The 18,055-nt window shown below is 44.1% G+C and carries 12 protein-coding genes and 4 tRNA genes; 5 read left to right on the top strand and 11 right to left on the bottom strand.

Features of this window, described 5'->3' with window-relative positions:
* Positions 1-379: 379 nt before the first annotated feature.
* From nrdA to yfaE, 3 genes are all read left to right on the top strand, one after another.
* Positions 380-2,662, top strand: a complete 2,283-nt coding sequence (gene nrdA / locus R7E47_RS08055; protein WP_005376819.1) for a class 1a ribonucleoside-diphosphate reductase subunit alpha — start codon at positions 380-382, stop codon at positions 2,660-2,662.
* A gap of 83 nt (positions 2,663-2,745) precedes the next feature.
* Complete coding sequence (gene nrdB / locus R7E47_RS08050) at positions 2,746-3,879, top strand: class Ia ribonucleoside-diphosphate reductase subunit beta (protein ID WP_005376818.1); 1,134 nt, start codon at positions 2,746-2,748, stop codon at positions 3,877-3,879.
* Positions 3,879-4,160 carry a class I ribonucleotide reductase maintenance protein YfaE gene (yfaE, locus tag R7E47_RS08045; protein WP_005376817.1) on the top strand — a complete coding sequence of 94 codons (282 nt, stop codon included), beginning with the start codon at positions 3,879-3,881 and terminating at the stop codon, positions 4,158-4,160. Before nrdB ends, yfaE begins: the two co-directional genes overlap by 1 nt.
* A 96-nt stretch (positions 4,161-4,256) precedes the next feature.
* Here yfaE and R7E47_RS08040 read toward each other — a convergent pair whose 3' ends face one another.
* Positions 4,257-5,489 (bottom strand): CinA family nicotinamide mononucleotide deamidase-related protein, encoded by a 1,233-nt coding sequence (locus R7E47_RS08040; RefSeq protein WP_005376816.1) that lies wholly within the window; start codon positions 5,487-5,489, stop codon positions 4,257-4,259.
* Positions 5,490-5,680: 191 nt separating this feature from the next.
* On the opposite strand from R7E47_RS08040, the gene R7E47_RS08035 reads away from it, so the two are divergent.
* Both R7E47_RS08035 and R7E47_RS08030 read left to right on the top strand, forming a co-directional pair.
* A complete protein-coding gene (locus R7E47_RS08035) occupies positions 5,681-6,583 on the top strand; it encodes a DUF3943 domain-containing protein (RefSeq protein ID WP_005376815.1) in 903 nt (300 codons plus the stop codon).
* 221 nt (positions 6,584-6,804) lie between these two features.
* Positions 6,805-7,317, top strand: a complete 513-nt coding sequence (locus R7E47_RS08030; RefSeq protein WP_047103274.1) for a glycine cleavage system protein R — start codon at positions 6,805-6,807, stop codon at positions 7,315-7,317.
* Between the two features lie 77 nt (positions 7,318-7,394).
* On the opposite strand, the gene nspC is transcribed toward R7E47_RS08030, so the two are convergent.
* The 10 genes from nspC to uvrY all read right to left on the bottom strand — a co-directional run bounded on the left by nspC (position 7,395) and on the right by uvrY (position 17,652).
* The gene (gene nspC / locus R7E47_RS08025) at positions 7,395-8,528 is read right to left on the bottom strand and encodes a carboxynorspermidine decarboxylase (protein ID WP_005386789.1); all 1,134 of its coding nucleotides are present in this window, start codon (positions 8,526-8,528) and stop codon (positions 7,395-7,397) included.
* 102 nt (positions 8,529-8,630) lie between these two features.
* Positions 8,631-9,875, bottom strand: a complete 1,245-nt coding sequence (locus tag R7E47_RS08020) for a carboxynorspermidine synthase (RefSeq protein WP_012841628.1) — start codon at positions 9,873-9,875, stop codon at positions 8,631-8,633.
* An 18-nt stretch (positions 9,876-9,893) separates the two neighbouring features.
* The gene (locus R7E47_RS08015; protein ID WP_318084037.1) at positions 9,894-12,770 is read right to left on the bottom strand and encodes a pyridoxal phosphate-dependent class III aminotransferase; all 2,877 of its coding nucleotides are present in this window, start codon (positions 12,768-12,770) and stop codon (positions 9,894-9,896) included.
* A gap of 897 nt (positions 12,771-13,667) precedes the next feature.
* Positions 13,668-13,743, bottom strand: a tRNA-Gly gene (locus tag R7E47_RS08010).
* 13 nt (positions 13,744-13,756) lie between these two features.
* Positions 13,757-13,843 (bottom strand) — tRNA-Leu (locus tag R7E47_RS08005).
* Between the two features lie 77 nt (positions 13,844-13,920).
* Positions 13,921-13,996, bottom strand: a tRNA-Gly gene (locus R7E47_RS08000).
* 37 nt (positions 13,997-14,033) lie between these two features.
* Positions 14,034-14,107 (bottom strand) — tRNA-Cys (locus tag R7E47_RS07995).
* 462 nt (positions 14,108-14,569) lie between these two features.
* A complete protein-coding gene (gene pgsA, locus R7E47_RS07990) occupies positions 14,570-15,127 on the bottom strand; it encodes a CDP-diacylglycerol--glycerol-3-phosphate 3-phosphatidyltransferase (RefSeq protein WP_005394805.1) in 558 nt (185 codons plus the stop codon).
* A gap of 46 nt (positions 15,128-15,173) precedes the next feature.
* Entirely contained in the window at positions 15,174-17,006 is a 1,833-nt protein-coding gene (gene uvrC / locus R7E47_RS07985) for an excinuclease ABC subunit UvrC (protein ID WP_318084034.1), read from the bottom strand.
* A 1-nt stretch (position 17,007) separates the two neighbouring features.
* Positions 17,008-17,652 (bottom strand): UvrY/SirA/GacA family response regulator transcription factor, encoded by a 645-nt coding sequence (gene uvrY, locus R7E47_RS07980; protein ID WP_005386783.1) that lies wholly within the window; start codon positions 17,650-17,652, stop codon positions 17,008-17,010.
* Between the last annotated feature and the right edge of the window lie 403 nt (positions 17,653-18,055).

Raw genomic sequence — 18,055 nt, 5'->3', positions numbered from 1 at the left:
CCATTTTGACCAAGCCATTTTTCGTAGATAAAAACGGCCAAAGATCAAGGAAAATATTTTTGCATGCGGTTATTTCTAAACCGATCTCGAAACCGTACTTTTAACCATTCAAGTCTGCCCTTTTCTCATCGGTTAGTGTTCACTTACTGATTTTTTTCATTTTGTCAGTTATCCACAAGTCATCCCCGATCTGTACCTTGATAAATCAGTGTAATAGCACTATCTTGTAACCCGCAAACAAATGAACCCCTATATGTTGTGTTTAAGCGACAATATATAGATAGACTTTGATCACAAAGCCGCCGCAAGCTTTACTCATATTGCACATAAACAAACAAAAATACGGCTTTTATCAGTTTTCTTAGGGAAATAAAGCAGAATGAACCAACAACTTACCGTCACCAAGCGTGATGGCCGTAAAGAAAGTATCGATCTGGATAAAATCCACCGCGTTATCACTTGGGCTGCAGAAGGTCTAGATAATGTTTCGGTTTCTCAAGTAGAACTTCGCGCTCACATCCAGTTTTACGACGGCATCACAACGACAGATATTCACGAGACAATCATCAAGTCTGCGGCAGACCTGATCTCTGAAGAGACTCCGGATTACCAATACCTAGCTGCTCGCCTAGCGGTATTCCATCTGCGTAAAAAAGCGTATGGCCAATACGAGCCACCAACGCTTTATGATCACGTGTCTCGCCTCGTCGATATGGGTAAGTACGATCAACATATTCTAGAAGACTACACAAAAGCAGAACTCGACGAACTTGATGCGTACCTCGACCATAAACGCGACCTAAATTTCTCATACGCGGCAGTTAAGCAGCTAGAGGGTAAGTACTTCGTACAGAACCGTGTTACGGGCCAAATTTACGAAAGTGCTCAGTTCTTATACATCCTTGTAGCAGCGTGCTTATTTGCGAAATATCCAAAAGCGACACGTCTTGATTACATCAAACGTTTCTACGATGCGACATCGACATTTAAGATTTCTCTACCTACGCCAATTATGTCTGGCGTGCGTACCCCTACTCGCCAGTTCAGCTCATGTGTTCTGATCGAGTGTGGAGACAGTCTTGATTCTATTAACGCAACAGCAAGCTCAATTGTTCGTTATGTATCTCAGCGAGCTGGTATTGGTATCAACGCAGGTCGTATCCGTGCATTAGGCTCAGAGATTCGCGGTGGTGAAGCATTCCACACTGGTTGTATTCCGTTCTACAAGTACTTCCAAACCGCAGTAAAATGTTGTTCACAAGGTGGTGTACGTGGTGGCGCAGCTACTGTGTTCTACCCAATGTGGCACGGTGAAGCACGCTCACTAATGGTACTTAAGAACAACCGTGGTGTTGAAGAAAACCGTGTTCGTCACATGGACTACGGTGTTCAGTTAAACAAACTGATGTACCAACGTTTAGTTGAAGGCGGCAATATTACGCTATTCTCACCATCTGATGTACCTGGTCTGTACGACGCATTCTTCGAAAACCAAGAAGAGTTTGAGCGTCTATACGTGAAGTACGAGAACGATCCTTCAATCAAGAAAGAAACGGTTAAAGCGATTGAAATGTTCACTCTGCTAATGCAAGAGCGTGCATCAACGGGTCGTATCTACATCCAGAACGTGGACCACTGTAATACTCACAGCCCATTTGATTCTGAAGTCGCTCCAGTTCGTCAGTCGAACCTATGTTTAGAAATCGCACTGCCAACGAAACCATTAACTAACGTTGAAGATGACTCAGGCGAGATCGCACTGTGTACGCTTTCTGCATTCAACTTAGGTGCTATCAAGTCTCTAGATGATTTCGAAGAGCTATCCGATCTTGTTGTTCGTGCGTTAGATGCACTGCTTGATTACCAAGATTACCCTCTACCAGCGGCATACAAATCGACTATGAACCGTCGTACGCTAGGTGTTGGTGTGATTAACTTTGCTTACTACTTAGCGAAGAATGGCGTGAAATACTCTGACGGTAGCGCGAACGGCCTAACTCACCGTACGTTCGAAGCAATGCAGTACTACCTATTGAAAGCATCTGTAGCACTGGCGAAAGAACAAGGTAAGTGTCCTTCATTCGACGAGACGAACTACGCGAAAGGCTTACTGCCGATTGATACGTATAAGAAAGATATCGACCTAATTTGTGACGAAGCGCTGCACTACGACTGGGACAGCCTACGTAAAGAAATTATGGAGCACGGCCTACGTAACTCAACACTGACTGCGCTAATGCCTTCTGAGACTTCTTCTCAGATTTCAAACGCAACTAACGGTATTGAGCCACCACGTGGTTACGTTTCAGTAAAAGCTTCGAAAGACGGTATCCTGAAGCAAGTTGTACCAGAGTTCACAGAACTTAAAGACAGCTATGAACTGCTTTGGAATATCGGTTCGAACGACGGTTATCTACACCTTGTGGGTATTATGCAGAAGTTTGTTGACCAAGCTATCTCTGCTAATACTAACTACGACCCGTCACGTTACGAGACTGGCAAGGTTCCAATGAAGAAACTGCTTCAAGACCTGCTAACAGCGTATAAGTTTGGTGTGAAAACGCTTTACTACCACAACACTCGTGATGGCGCGAAAGATGAACAGAAAGACGCTGTTCAACCACAAGATGACGATTGTGCTGGCGGCGGTTGTAAGATTTAATCTTCCCGTACCTAGCGAACCCGTAAAGACAGACTATCGATAACCTCCCCCTTACGGGGAGGTTTAAAAGGAATTGAGGCATTATGGCTTACAGTACTTTTAACCAAAAAAAGAATGACCAATTGAAGGAACCAATGTTCCTAGGTCAATCAGTAAACGTTGCACGTTACGACCAACAAAAGTTTGAGATTTTCGAAAAACTTATCGAGAAACAACTTTCTTTCTTCTGGCGTCCAGAAGAAGTAGACGTATCTAGCGACCGTATCGATTACAACAAACTGCCAGATCACGAGAAGCACATCTTCATCTCTAACTTGAAGTACCAAACGCTTCTTGACTCTATCCAAGGCCGCAGCCCTAACGTGGCACTGCTGCCGCTTGTGTCTCTGCCAGAACTAGAGACTTGGATTGAGACTTGGTCTTTCTCTGAAACGATTCACTCTCGTTCTTACACACACATTATTCGTAACATCGTGAACGACCCTGCGGTGGTGTTTGATGATATCGTTGAGAACGAGCACATTCTGAAGCGTGCAAAAGACATCGCGCACTACTACGACGATTTGATTCAAGCGACGAATGATTACCATCGCTACGGTGAAGGTGAGCATGTCCTTAACGGTGAAACGGTTAAGGTTAGTCTGTACGATCTTAAGAAGAAGCTGTACATCTGTCTGATGTCTGTTAACGCATTAGAAGCTATTCGTTTTTACGTAAGTTTCGCATGCTCTTTCGCTTTCGCAGAACGCGAACTAATGGAAGGTAACGCGAAAATCATCAAGCTGATCGCTCGTGACGAAGCACTTCACTTAAACGGCACGCAGCACATGATCAACCTGCTACGTAACGGTCAAGATGACTTCACTTTCATGCAAATCGCAGAAGAGGCAAAACAGGACTGTTTTGACCTATTCAAAGAAGCGGCTGAGCAAGAAAAAGAGTGGGCAGAGTATCTATTCAAAGATGGCTCTATGATCGGTCTAAACAAAGACATCCTAAGCCAATACGTTGAATACATCACAAATATTCGTATGCAAGCGGTAGGTCTACCAGCAGCGTATCCAGAAGCAACAACTAACCCAATTCCATGGATTAACGCTTGGTTGTCTTCAGATAACGTTCAAGTTGCGCCTCAAGAAGCAGAAATCTCTTCTTACCTTGTGGGTCAAATTGACAATGAAGTTCGCGCAGATGACTTCGAAGGATTCGAGCTGTAATGGCAACACTCAAAATCAACAAACTGATCAGCATTGAATCCAACCCTTCCAATACGATTTTGGAAACAATGGAGCAAGCTGGCCTATTACCAGAATACAACTGCCGTGATGGGCACTGCGGCGCCTGTCGCTGCAAATTGGAGTCTGGTGAAGTGGAGTATGTTGGTTTTGCCATGGCTTACACACAAAGTGATGAAATATTACCTTGTATCTGTAAAGCAAAATCAGATTTGTCACTTAGCGGCGTTAACTACGCGATGAAAGAAAAGCAGCGCGCATAACGTTGACTCGACGGTATAAAATGCAAAAGCCAAGGTAATCACCTTGGCTTTTTTGTCTCTGTGTTTTGTCTCTCAGACTACTGTAGAGAGCTTTGGTTATAAAGCACTGCTCGGGAGGTGCATCTCTTTAACTTTCTCTAAAAATGCATAATGCGCAAACATCGGTTTACGTTCTAGGTAGCGACGCAACAAGTCTAGTGCTGCCGTGCTGATCACTTTAACTTGATCACTGCGCTGATACTTTTTCGAGAGTTTATATAACGCTCCCCACTCGCCTGACGGTGTCGATAAAGCGACGGAAAAAACACCCTCTTCAATATGGCCAGTAACGAGTGATAAATCCGTCCCACACTTCTCTCGCGTAGCACCAGCCAGAGCAAACGTTTCTGCTAATGGATCTCCGCTGTTGGCCATCGCTTGAGTCAGGCTCGGTAGTATCCAACCATGCCCTAGTTGCTTTTCAGCGTTTTCATCACCGTTTAGCCAGTACGTTAAGTATCCTCCGCTACTTTTTTCGGAGGTCGACACTGTTAGTCCTTTATCGACCAACAACTGGCCGACATTTTCAACCATAGGTAAGTCAATACTAACGGTATTACTCTCAAGGTGTTTATTAATTATCTGTACGAGTTTCAAACGCTGTTCAAGCTGATCTGAAGGACCAAAAAGTTTCACTTCAATAAAAGGCAAGTAAGAGCGATACCCTAGCTCATAGCCTTGAGGAAGTTTTAGCTGATCTAGCTTATCTGAAATACCGGATTCAGACAGACCAAACGTGTAGATTCGGCTACAACATGAACCTTGCACATCGGGAAACACTCTTCTCAGATCGGGAAGAATTTGCGTCTCTGCCATGAGCTTAAATTCACTTGGTACACCCGGTGTGAAATAAAAAATGGCATCATTAATCAGCATTTTGAAACCGCAAGCAGTGCCTATCGGGTTGTCCAATATCTCTGCCGTTTCTGGCAGCATTGCTTGCTTTAAATTACTGTCCGGCATAGGGATGCCACGTCGAGCATACAAACTTTCTAGATGCTGCAACCACTCTTTGAATAGCACCAGTTTACAATCGGCGGCTCTCGCGGCGGCGGCGGCACTCATGTCATCCGTTGTAGGGCCTAAACCACCATTAACAATAACCACATCGTTGTTAAAGCTGAGCATTAAAAACTCTTCAACCAAACTCGATAGGCTATCGCCAACCGTTGAGCGCTTTGTTAAGCCAAATCCATGTTGATAAAACAGGCTAGACAACCATGCCGCATTAGTATCAACAATATCACCGTGGAGGACTTCCTCACCAGTACTAAGCATTGCTATTTTCACAACTGACTCCTGAACGTAAGCACAATCCTATTTTCGTTATAGCGCTTATTTTTCTTTTTATTTGGACAAATCTCGCCGAGGTTTGTTGGGACTAAATAAGGGTCAAGTGTTTAAATGATTGATGTTTTGAGGGATAATTACGAGCCCGAACATACACCATTAACTCGGAGACCTTTGTGTCAAAATCATCCATGTTCAAGACGACTCTAACAGGCCTTTGCTTGGCTTCGTCAGCGCTTGCGCACGCAAGTCACTATGACCTAAGCCGTCATACAGAGTTTTCTTACACACCTGATTGCTTGTCAGGTTACTGCGAAACGACGACTCTGTACACCTTCGAGGCTCAAAATCGCGGTGTTATGTATGAACAGAATAATGATGATTCGCTAAACCTTGACGCAGGGCTTCAGCCTAAACATCTCATCATCCCTCAAGATAAAGACTGGGATTACCTGATGGGTCAAACCTACACCATTCTAGGTCTCAGTATCGCGACCGTAGGCATGATGACTTTTCTTCCAGAAAGTATCACCAAATGGGACGAAGAAGACCGAGACATGAGTAAGTTGGGGCAAAAGTGGAAAGATAATGTCTCTGACGGCCCCGTTTGGGATCGCGATGAACATGTCCTCAACTACATCATGCACCCATATTTTGGCGGCGTTTACTACACGGCAGCACGTCACGCTGGCTATAATGAATTTCAGTCGTTTTTGTACTCCGCAACTATGTCGACGTTCTTTTGGGAGTATGGCGTGGAGGCGTTCGCAGAAGTACCATCTTGGCAGGATATTTTTATCACACCGTTCTTTGGTGCTGTTGTTGGTGAAATGATGTTAACGGCTGAGCAAGACATTATTGCAAACGGCGGCGAAGTTATGGGCTCTGAAACCGCAGGTGATGTTTCGCTCTTCTTCTTAAACCCTGTTGGACATATTCATTATTGGGTAACTGATGCATGGGGCGGTAGTGCAGAACTACAATTCAATTCATCACCTTGGTTTGGAAACCAAGATGTTGCAAAATTCGCCATGGACGCAGGCGCAAACTATGACAGTCAATTTTATGGTGTCGAGTTAAAAGTAACGTTCTAATCCTAAGTTGATACTCGGTAAAAAGCAGCCTTACGATGGCTGCTTTTTTGTGCTCTGAACATTATTTTAATTATTTCCATCACGAATTAGTGTTAAAAATTGACTTTCATCAAACATTACCTGCCCTTAGCACCTACACTAAATAAAAGGATTTATTCCAATAACTTAAGTAGCACGTTTATTCGTACTGCGTCCAAACCTTGATTCCAGGAGGGGACATTATGAACACCGTATTTATTGTTAATTTTGTCGGACAAGCGTCACCCGCCACGATTAAAGAGCTCGCTGCAATCACACACGAAAACGGCGGGAAATGGCTGATCAGCAAAGTAAACTTTATCGAAGACCAAGTTGCAGGTGTCATCAAAGTAGAGCTTCCAAGAGATAATGCCGACATCGTTAAACAGGCGTTCTCTTCTTGTCAGACTCTTGTTGTTAGGTTCGTCGACTCTGAACCTCATTCATATCGTGAAGACACTATCTTCCAACTTCGTTTAGATGCCAACGATAGAGCGGGTATTGTGAATGAAATTACTCACGTTCTCGATAATCAAGGTATCTCAATTTTAGATATGGATTGTCAGCGTGTATTCATTGCTGGAGGCGGAGGGGTAAGCTCTAGCTTATTCAGCGCTAAAATGGCGATAAAACTACCTAGCGAGCTAGAAATTGAAGACATAGCCAATGAGTTAGAATCTCTGAGTGAAGACACTCGTGTAATTGTAGAAAGCTAACTGCATACCTTTAACGCTTCCCCAATAAAAAGAGCAGCAATTCAGCTGCTCTTTGTCGTTCTAATACTCAATACGTTTTATTTCACTGACCACTGAGACAGTGAACGTTTGAAATCAGAGTAGTCAAATTCATTCAGTTTTTGAATGTCACCATTCGAGCGTTCACAGTAGACCGACGGCATACGTAGACCGTTAAACCAGTTTAGTTTCACCATGGTGTAACCGGCACTATCTAGAATATGCAGACGCTGTCCTATCTCTAGAGGCTGTTCGAAGTTCGCCACGCAGAACTGGTCACCAGCCAAACAAGAGCACGAGCCGATCACATACTCATGTTCACCATTTTCAGATGCTTCAAGGATTGACGCTGGCTCATTGTAGATCAACGTATCTAAGCGGTGAGCTTCTGTGGCCGAATCGACAATCGCCGTCTTCTTTACGTTCTCTACAATATCAACCACTGTTACAACGAGATCAGTGGTCTTAGTAATTATCGCTTCACCCGGCTCTAAATACATTTGTACGCCGTGTTTCTCTGAGAACGCTTTAAGTGCTAACCCCAACTTCTCGATATCGTACCCCGGCCATGTGAAGAACACGCCGCCACCCATGCTTACCCAGTCCAGCTTATCTAGGTACTCGCCAAACTGAGCTGAAATAGCATCGAGTAAGCCGATAAACGCATCCACGTCTTTGTTCTCACAGTTCATGTGGAACATTACGCCATCAATACCATCAAAAATTTCCGGTTTGATGTGATCAGCCTGAACCCCAAGACGAGAGAATTGACGCGCTGGGTTTGCTAAGTCTTGCCCTGCATAGCTCACACCTGGGTTTAGGCGCAAGCCAATCGATGCTTTACCTTCGACAATATGACGATAAGCCGCTAGCTGTGACTGAGAGTTAAAGATCATCTTGTCACAGATGTCCGCCACATCGCGAACGTCATCTTCGCTGTAACCCACACTGTATGCGTGTGTCTCACCACCGAACGTTTCGTAGCCAAGCTTCACTTCAAACGGGCCAGAACTTGTTGTTCCGTCTAGGTAAGGCTTGATGATGTCGAATACACCCCATGTTGAGAAGCACTTCAGTGCTAATACAAGCTTCACACCAGAGATGTCTTTTAGCTGTTTTGCTTTCTCTAGATTCTCAATCAGCTTGTCTTCATTGATCATGAAGTATGGCGTTTTTAGTTCGTTTTGTTGCATTTTGATACCTTACGTCCCTTCGCCTTAGCAAAGACACTATAAAATCGAACAAAGCCGACGCAGTGCATCGGCTTAAACGTACAAATAAGAGTCGCTAAATTCTTACTTCAATTTATGGATAACAGGTTGTCCTGGCTCCAGTTCTTGAACATGCCAATCTAGACCAATAGATGGCATGGTTTCTAGGAATGGGTCAGGATCTAGCTGCTCCATGTTGAACACGCCTTTGTCTGCCCATTTGCCACGGAAGAACTGCAAAGCAGCAGTGATCGCAGGTACGCCAGTGGTGTATGAGATAGCTTGGTGTTCAACATCTTCGTATGCGACTTCGTGATCAGCGTTGTTGTAAATAAATACACTGCGCTCTTTACCATCTTTCTTACCTTGAACCCAAGTACCGATACACGTTAGGCCAGTGTAGCCTGGCGCGAGTGATGTTGGATCTGGTAGTAGTGCTTTTAGCACGTGCAAAGGTTGAACAACCGTACCGTCGTGAAGCGTTAGTGGATCTGGGCTGAGTAGACCGATGTCGCGCATCACATTGAAGTAGTTTAGGTAACGGTCACCAAAGCCCATCCAGAATTCGATGCGTTTCGCCGGGATGAACTCTTGCATAGATCGAACTTCGTCGTGCGCCATTGAGTACACTTTGTGTGAACCACAATTCGGGAATTCAAACTCAAGCATACGTGAGTGACAAGGTACTTGTTTCCACTCGCCGTTTTCCCAGTAGAACGAATCGCCTTGAATCTCAAGCATGTTCGTTTCTGGATCAAAGTTAGTTGCGAACTTCTTACCGTGGTCGCCTGCGTTTACATCCATTACGTCGATAGTATCGATTTCATCGAACAGATGCTTCACTGCGTATGCGGCAAACACCGATACTACGCCCGGATCGAAACCAGCACCAAGAATACCTGTAATGCCCGCTTCTTCAAACTTCTCACGGTAACCCCACTGCCAATCGTAAGCTTGAGGTACTTGTTGGCCTTCAGAGCACAAATCAACCGCAACAGATGTATCAAGGTATGACACTTTAGCTTGGTAACATGCTTCCATAATAGACATGTTCACCCAAGGAGGACCTGCGTTGATCACTAAGTCAGGTTGTACTTCTTTAATTAAAGCAACTAAAGAATCTACGTCGTCCGCGTTTACCGCTCGCGCTTCTAATTTCTTAGTTGAATCTTTCAGATTGTTTTTCTTCTGAATCGATTCGATGATTTTCTCACACTTACCTACGGTACGTGATGCGATTGTGATATCACCCAGAACGTCGTTGTTTTGTGCTGCTTTATGTGCAACTACCCAGCCAACGCCGCCTGCACCAATCTGTAGAATTGCCATAGTTTTCCGTTACCTTTGTTAAACTAGCTCTGCCGCTAGCGTATTGATTTTTGAGAGCAAAGATTCAAAGTCCGCCGTCGTCAGACACGGGTTCAAAATCGTAAATTTCAATGCAGTTTTATCGTCGACAATGGTTTCACCCAATACCGCGATACCGCGTGTTAACGCTTCTAAGCGCAACGTTTTGTTCAGTTCATCAAGATCCGCTGATTCATGTGTCGCGCGGAACAGAACCGTAGATAGTGATGGTTCAGCCAACAACTCAAAGTGTTTGTTATCTCGAATCATGTCCGCCACTTCAAGCGTCTGTTCAAGCAAATGATCATACATATCGCCTAGGGCTTTTGGCCCTACGCTTTGCATCGTCATAAACACTTTGAGCGCATCAAAACGCTTAGTTGTCGCAATAGACTTATCCACCAAGTTCGGTAGTTCGTCGTGTTCGCGGTTCAAATAGTCTGCATGGTGAAGCAGGAATTTAAAGTTAGACTTGTCATTTACCAATAGCGCACCACAACTGATGGTTTGGTAAAACAGCTTATGGAAGTCTACGCTGATGGAATGTGCACGCTCACAACCTTTCAGACGCGCTTTTTGGCTACTTAGAATCAGAGCTCCACCGTATGCACCGTCGACGTGCATCCACATGTCATGTTTCGCTGCGATATCGGCGATAAAGTCTAAGTCATCAATAGCACCGTGGTCCGTTGTACCCGCTGTACCAACAATGGCAAATGGGATCAAACCTTCTGCTTTGGCCTGATTGAGAACTTCGTCTAATTTAGTGACATCCATCGTTCCATCGGCATTAGCATCGACGGTCATGACCGCTTTTTCACCCAATCCCATCCAAGACGCTGATTTTTGAACCGTGAAGTGGGATTTTTTCGAACATACAATACGTAGCTTGTCTGCGTATTCAGGAAGGCCAAGCTTTTGAATTGAGTGTGCACTGAGTTTGTCAACAATCCAATCTCGCGCAAGCATCAAACCCATTTGGTTACTTTGCGTGCCGCCGCTCGTGAAGATACCGTCCGCTTTTTCACCTAACTCATATTTATCGCATAGCCAGTTCACAACTTTCTGTTCAACATAAGTCGCTGATGAAGCTTGATCCCATGAGTCCATCGACTGGTTCAAAGCCGCAATCATTGCCTCTGCCGCAATCGCTGGCATCAACGGTGGAGTATGTAGGTGAGCAATACAATCTGGATGTTGAGTAAAAATTGCGTTTTTCGCGACCAGCTCAGCAGCATCGTCGATAACGGTTTTAAGAGGCGCATTTCCATTATCAAGATCAACGTCGTGAATCGCTGCTTCCAATGCTTTTGGATCCATACCTGAATACGGTGCAGTCACTTGTTCAAACACTGACTTCATTGCCGTAGTAGTGTGATTCATCACCGAAGCAAATTCATTGCTGCCCATCTCTCCAGTGTGGATGAAATGCTTCTTCCATTCATCTTGTGGCTGAGTTTCGATGTGACTACCGCCAGCGGCTAAAATCGCGTCTTCAAATACACGTAAAGCAAAGTCGATTTGCTCAAACGAGATGATAAGAGGAGGAAGGAAACGAATTACTGCGCCTTCGCGTCCACCTTTTTCAACGATCAAGCCACGCTCGAGTGCTGCGCGTTGAATAGAAAGTGTGAGTTCACTATCCGCTTGAGGTTCACCAAATTTATTGAGCTCACCGTCTGGATTTTTAATCTCCACGCCTAGCATCAAACCTTTGCCACGAACCTCTGCGATACAGTTTACACGCTTTTGAATACTCTCAAGGCCGTAACGCAGGTACTGACCCGCAATATTGGCATGCTCAACAAGATTATCACGTTGGATAATTTCTAATGCTTTCGCACCAGAGACCATAGCTAGCTGGTTACCACGAAATGTACCTGTGTGCTCGCCCGGCTTCCATGTATCATGTTGCTTGTTGATAACCAATAGCGACATTGGTAAGCCACCACCAATTGCTTTTGATAAACACAGAATATCTGGAACAATGCCCGACTCTTCGAACGCGAAATTGTAGCCAGTTTTACCAACACCACACTGGATCTCATCGAAGATCAGTAAGATACCGTGTTCATCACAAATACGACGTAACTCTCGTAGCCAGAATGCTGGCGCAGGAACAACACCACCCTCACCTTGCACTGGCTCCACGATAATCGCGGCAGGCTTCATAATGCCTGACTCATCATCGTTTAAAAGACGATCGATATAGCGAATGCTTGCTTTCGCACCTTCATCACCGCCAAGCCCAAAAGGACAACGCAGGTTGTATGGGAAAGGCATAAAGTGCACATCCGACATCAAACCAGTTCGACGAGCTTTCGTACCTAAGTTACCCATCATCCCCATCGTACCATTAGTCATACCATGGTATGCGCCACGGAAGGCAAACATAGTGTTGCGACCAGTAGTCTGTTTCGCGAGCTTGATAGCAGCTTCAACCGCATCAGCTCCAGACGGGCCACAAAATTGGATAACGCTGTTCTCACTTAACTCTTGAGGAAGAAAAGACTTAACGGATTGAATAAACGTCGTTTTTGCTGATGTTGCAATATCTAGCGTCTGATATGGCAGTCCTGAATCTAATTGCTCTTTCAGCGCTTGGTTTATTTCAGGATGGTTATACCCCAAAGCTAGAGTGCCTGCCCCCGCAAGGCAGTCTAGAAAGATCTGTCCACGCGTATCTTCAACCAAGCACCCAAAGGCTTGTTTAATTGCGATCGGCAAACGACGTGGATAAGAACGTACTTCAGATTCATGCTCAGCCTGATCAATCAATACTTGATCTGGCGTTAAGTCATACGTTCTCTCAACGATAGGAACCTGAGACGAAAAAATGTTTGCGATATTGCTATCGACTTCAAAGGCAGTGCTCATACTACATAATCCCTTGAATTATAATAATTCTGTATCCTGTATTAATAATCATTAGAATGAAATTACAGGAGGTGTGAATACCCCTCCGCATTTGTCAGTGCATAAATGACAAATACAGATCATCCGCCACGATACTCGCGACTTTATATGTAAAAGGGATTAATCAAGGTTCTGTAATGCACCCGTTTTGTAAAACAGGACATTTCGGCAGTATGAAGCTGATTAGTGTGTGTTTATTCAAAGGTTTCAATGTTGGGTTTCCCATTAATATGCCGCGTTTACAGCATTAGTATCCCGTCTATCGACAAAAGGCTTTGCCGATACCTACCCTACGCAGTGTCACAATCAGCTTGAATGGTCACTGCGCGTATCCCCCAGAGATCAAACGTTGTTAATTACGCTCCGAGATTGCGCGCGAATTTATCACAAAATAAAATCTTCTGGCAACGATTTTTCATATTAGTAACAGTGATGTAAATCACAACAAAACATACCCCATCGCAACTCGCATGTTCATATTCATGAGCTATGCTTTTCTGCTTCTCTCAAACAGCTGTTATTTAAACAAATATTCTTGAGATATCATCACCTCATCTAACAGAGGTTTAAGGTTGTGCAACTTAATCGTAAAACATTACTTTCTATATCCGGAACATTTAAAAAGATAGCATTCTCGTCACAGCTTAGCCTGGAGTAAGAGTAGTTATTCACCACAAGTGATGGTTTAAACATAGGCTAGTAGGAATAGCTAAGATGTTTTGCAATGGCAGAATGAACAATCACTTGAGTCAATGAGACAAAGGGTTCGTCACTTAACGAAGTCTGTGACAGAAAAGAAGTTTGAGATTTTCAAAAAATACGAAAAAGGCCTAACATTTTCATGTTAGGCCTTAAATCTGGAGCGACACACGAGGTTCGAACTCGTGACCTCAACCTTGGCAAGGTTGCGCTCTACCAACTGAGCTAGTGTCGCATTTAATATGAGATGGTGCCCCGGGCCGGACTTGAACCGGCACAACGCGAACGTCGAGGGATTTTAAATCCCTTGTGTCTACCAATTCCACCACCAGGGCACACAAATATTCTTTGTGATGCCTTTACAGAAAAGTAAAACACCATCTGATACCGCTAATGCCATATCAATAAAACTTGGAGCGACACACGAGGTTCGAACTCGTGACCTCAACCTTGGCAAGGTTGCGCTCTACCAACTGAGCTAGTGTCGCATTTTTTCTCGAAAGCCATTCGCTCTCAAAAGAATAATGGAGGCGCCTCCCGGAGTCGAACCGAGGTCCACGGATTTGCAATCCGCTGCATAGCCACTCTGCCAAGGCGCCTCATTTGTGAATAAAGCTAAGCTTTTTCACCACCCTTTTGAGCCGTGCTCTCTTGGGTACGGGATGCATTCTACGGATTCGAGCGATCGAGTCAACACTATTTTTATTTTTTTAAATCGTTTGACTAGAATTTGTGCGAAAGACGATGGATTGCTTAGTTTTAATACTAAAAATCGCTTAAATACACTTGTTTATCATAAAACTTTGGCTACGCCTTACACTGCTGGCCGTGCGTTGCGTGCATTGAAGTATTAATAATCAAAAGACTCGCCTCTCTAAGACTCTCCAAGGACAAAAACAAGACTTAGATCACAAATGGAACTCTATCGAAGCAAAAGCCCCAGATACAAATTGTAAGCATGGCCGTTAGCAAGCATTGAAAAGCGAGAGAAGCAAAAAATGCTGTAGATTGTCTTAGATACAAAAAAGCAGGCTATTAAGCCTGCTTTCTAACATCAGAATTTAATGGTGCTCTTCATTCAACAGATCGTCTTTCGCAGCAGCCAAATATTGAATCATTGACCAATATGTCAAGAAAGTTGCCACATACAAGGCCGCAAAGCCTAGCCAAACCATCCATTCATCGTAACGCCATATCAACACCCATAAGGCGAACATTTGCGAAACAGTTTTTACTTTGCCAACCCAAGATACCGCAACACTCGCTCGCTTACCGATTTCAGCCATCCATTCTCGCAATGCTGAGATAATGATTTCTCGCGCAATCATCGTTACCGCAGGAATGGTCACCCAAATTGAATGATAATGTTCCGTGATTAGAATCAATGCCGTTGCCACTAGCACTTTATCAGCGACAGGATCAATAAACGCGCCAAAACGAGAAGTTTGGCCAAGTTTACGGGCCAACATGCCGTCAAGCCAGTCAGTAAAACCCGCTACCCAAAACACCATTGCTGCTGCAAACGGTGCCCATGAATAAGGTAGATAAAAGACAACCACAAAAACAGGGATTAGGAACAGTCTAAGAAGAGACAGAATGTTCGGGATATTCAAACGCATTTTATTATTCTCTTACACATTGCGGCTTAATGTTGCGCGATTTTCCTTATTGTTTCAATGCTTGGAAAATAATTTCTGCTAAAGAGTGACTTATTCCCGGTACTTTGGCGATTTCTTCGACACTTGCACGTTTAAGTTCTTGTAACCCACCCATGTACTTGAGTAACGCCTGACGTCGTTTAGGGCCGATTCCCTCAATCCCTTCGAGTGCACTCGTACGTCTGGTTTTACCTCGCTTAGCACGGTGCCCCGCTATAGCATGGTTATGGCTTTCATCACGAATATGTTGGATAAGATGCAGCGCAGGAGCATCGCTTGGTAAATGAAACTCGTCCCCATCGACTGTAATCAGCGTTTCTAAACCTGGTTTGCGAGTAACGCCTTTTGCAATACCAATCATGATAGGACGCTTTGGCCAATCCCCCCAGTACTGCGAAATGATGTCATGCGCACGATTTAACTGACCTTTACCGCCATCGATAAAGATGATGTCGGGAATTTTCTCTACGTCCAATTGCTTCGAATAACGGCGCTCCAACGCTTGTCCCATTGCTGCGTAGTCATCACCACCGGTAATCCCAGTAATGTTGTAGCGACGATACTCTTGCTTAACGGGGCCTTCATTGTTGAACACCACACATGACGCAATCGTGCTTTCCCCCATCGTATGGGAGATATCAAAACATTCCATTCGAGCTATAGACTCCAAATTCAATGTTTCGCGAAGCGCATGAAAACGCTGATTAATCGTCATTTTGTGATTGATTTTGGTGGTAATCGCCGTTAGTGCATTCGTGTTCGAAAGCTTGAGATACCTTGCTCGAGAGCCAGTTGGCGACGTATGAAAATGAACCTTACGGCCTGCCACTTCACTTAACGCTTTCTGTATTGGCGCAATATCTTCTGCCAACTCTTGATTCAAAATAATACGAGAAGGAATTGTACGTGCTTCGTTATGGCTCAAATAGTATTGAGTCAGAAAACTATCGAACACTTCCTGCTGGCTTGTATTTTGTGGGATTTTCGGAAAATGGCTACGGCTACCAAGCACTTTGCCTTGGCGTATCATCAGGATATGGATACACGCGATACCATTCTCCTGAGCAAACCCGAGTACATCCATATCATCCATGCTGTCTTCTGAGACGTACTGCTGCTCTTGAACACGCCTAATCGCTTGGATTTGATCGCGAAATTTAGCGGCATCTTCAAAGCGCAATTGCTGACTGGCATCTTCCATTTTCTCAATCAACTGTTTGAGTACTTGCTGATCTTTGCCTTGCAAAAACATGCGCACAAAGCCAACCAACTCTGCATATTCTTCATCAGAAATGATGGTATTAACGCATGGTCCTGCACAACGACCAATTTGGTACATCAAACATGGGCGCGTTCGGTTGGAATAGACAGTGTCTTCACACTGGCGCACAGGAAATATCTTTTGCAGCAAATGCAATGTTTCTCTTACTGCACCAGAATCTGGGTAGGGGCCAAAATATTCACCTTTGCGCTTCTTGGCGCCACGGTGGATAGAAAGCCGTGGGTGCTTATGACCGCTAATAAAGATATAAGGGTAAGACTTATCATCTCGCAGCAACACATTGTATTTCGGTAAATACTGCTTGATGTAGTTATGCTCTAAGATCAGCGCTTCTGTCTCAGTATGAGTCACCGTGACGTCTATTTTGGCGATATTACTGACAAGCGCGCGAGTTTTCTCACTGTCTACTTTTTTTCGAAAGTAGCTTGAAAGGCGCTTTTTAAGGTCTTTGGCTTTACCTACGTAGATTACAACAGCTTCGGCGTTGTACATTCTGTAAACGCCGGGCTGATGAGTTACTGTCTTGAGAAAGGAAGCCGAATCGAAAGGAGGATTCACGCTAAAGGGTCTCGGTGTCCAGCATTCCGTGGCGAATCGCTAAGTGAGTTAACTCAACGTCACCATTAATGTCCAATTTACTAAAGAGTCGGTAGCGATAGCTGTTGACTGTCTTTGGACTTAAATTAAGTTGCTCAGAAATATCCGTTACCTTTTGGCCTTTGGTGATCATAAGCATGATCTGCAATTCACGTTCGGATAAGTCTTTAAAAGGGTTCTCAGAGGCTGGAGAAAATTGACTCAATGCCATCTGCTGCGCAATCTCTGGCGAGATGTAACGCTGCCCACTATTAACTACACGAATCGCATTCACCATTTCGTCAGGGCCAGCACCTTTGGTTAAATAACCAGACGCACCTGCCTGCATCACCTTGGTTGGAAACGGGTTTTCTGTATGAACGGTAAGTACGATGATTTTCACATCAGGATTCACGCGAAGAATTTTTTTAGTGGCTTCCAAGCCGCCAATTCCTGGCATGTTCATGTCCATTAAAACGACGTCAGCATGATTACTGCGACACCATTTTACTGCATCTTCACCGCTGTCAGCTTCTCCTGCTACGTTCATTCCACGGACGTCTTCAATAATACGTCGTATCCCTGTGCGAACCAGCTCGTGATCATCTACAAGGAAAACATTTATCAAACTTGTATCTCCACACTTTGTATTGGTTCTGCACCCACATAACCATTATTTGTTAAATGTGGATATCAGTATGACTGCCTATATACTAACGTAATCGACAAAAAATTGCTTTCTATGAATATGTGCTGAAACGCAAACTTTAGCAAGAACTTATTCATAAACCACTCTATTATTTTAGAGCGTGATGAGCAGAACCGAAATCTAAGAAAAGACAATTAACAACATTAAGTACAATAAATCAAGTAACTAGGTTTCATATTGCCCAGAGAAACACGCTATAACTTAAAATGACACTGTCCCTCTTGCACCAAAGACTAACTTGTAATCACTAATTCCAGCAAAAATTTGAGACGCTTTCTTTACTGGTTATTTTTACAGTTCTTAGTGTTAAACTAACGTTCTT

The organism is Vibrio sp. Vb1026 (assembly GCF_033338745.1).
GTDB classification, from domain to species: domain Bacteria; phylum Pseudomonadota; class Gammaproteobacteria; order Enterobacterales; family Vibrionaceae; genus Vibrio; species Vibrio alginolyticus.
The sequence above is the reverse complement of the archived record's forward strand: the minus strand, read 5'-3'. Positions and strand labels throughout refer to the sequence as shown.

Coding starts and splice junctions, on each gene's coding strand:
- nrdA (WP_005376819.1), top strand. CDS start 380: ATGAACCAACAACTTACCGTCACCAAGCGTGATGGCCGTAAAGAAAGT.
- nrdB (WP_005376818.1), top strand. CDS start 2,746: ATGGCTTACAGTACTTTTAACCAAAAAAAGAATGACCAATTGAAGGAA.
- yfaE (WP_005376817.1), top strand. CDS start 3,879: ATGGCAACACTCAAAATCAACAAACTGATCAGCATTGAATCCAACCCT.
- R7E47_RS08035 (WP_005376815.1), top strand. CDS start 5,681: ATGTTCAAGACGACTCTAACAGGCCTTTGCTTGGCTTCGTCAGCGCTT.
- R7E47_RS08030 (WP_047103274.1), top strand. CDS start 6,805: ATGAACACCGTATTTATTGTTAATTTTGTCGGACAAGCGTCACCCGCC.
- nspC (WP_005386789.1), bottom strand. CDS start 8,528: ATGCAACAAAACGAACTAAAAACGCCATACTTCATGATCAATGAAGAC.
- R7E47_RS08020 (WP_012841628.1), bottom strand. CDS start 9,875: ATGGCAATTCTACAGATTGGTGCAGGCGGCGTTGGCTGGGTAGTTGCA.
- R7E47_RS08015 (WP_318084037.1), bottom strand. CDS start 12,770: ATGAGCACTGCCTTTGAAGTCGATAGCAATATCGCAAACATTTTTTCG.
- pgsA (WP_005394805.1), bottom strand. CDS start 15,127: ATGCGTTTGAATATCCCGAACATTCTGTCTCTTCTTAGACTGTTCCTA.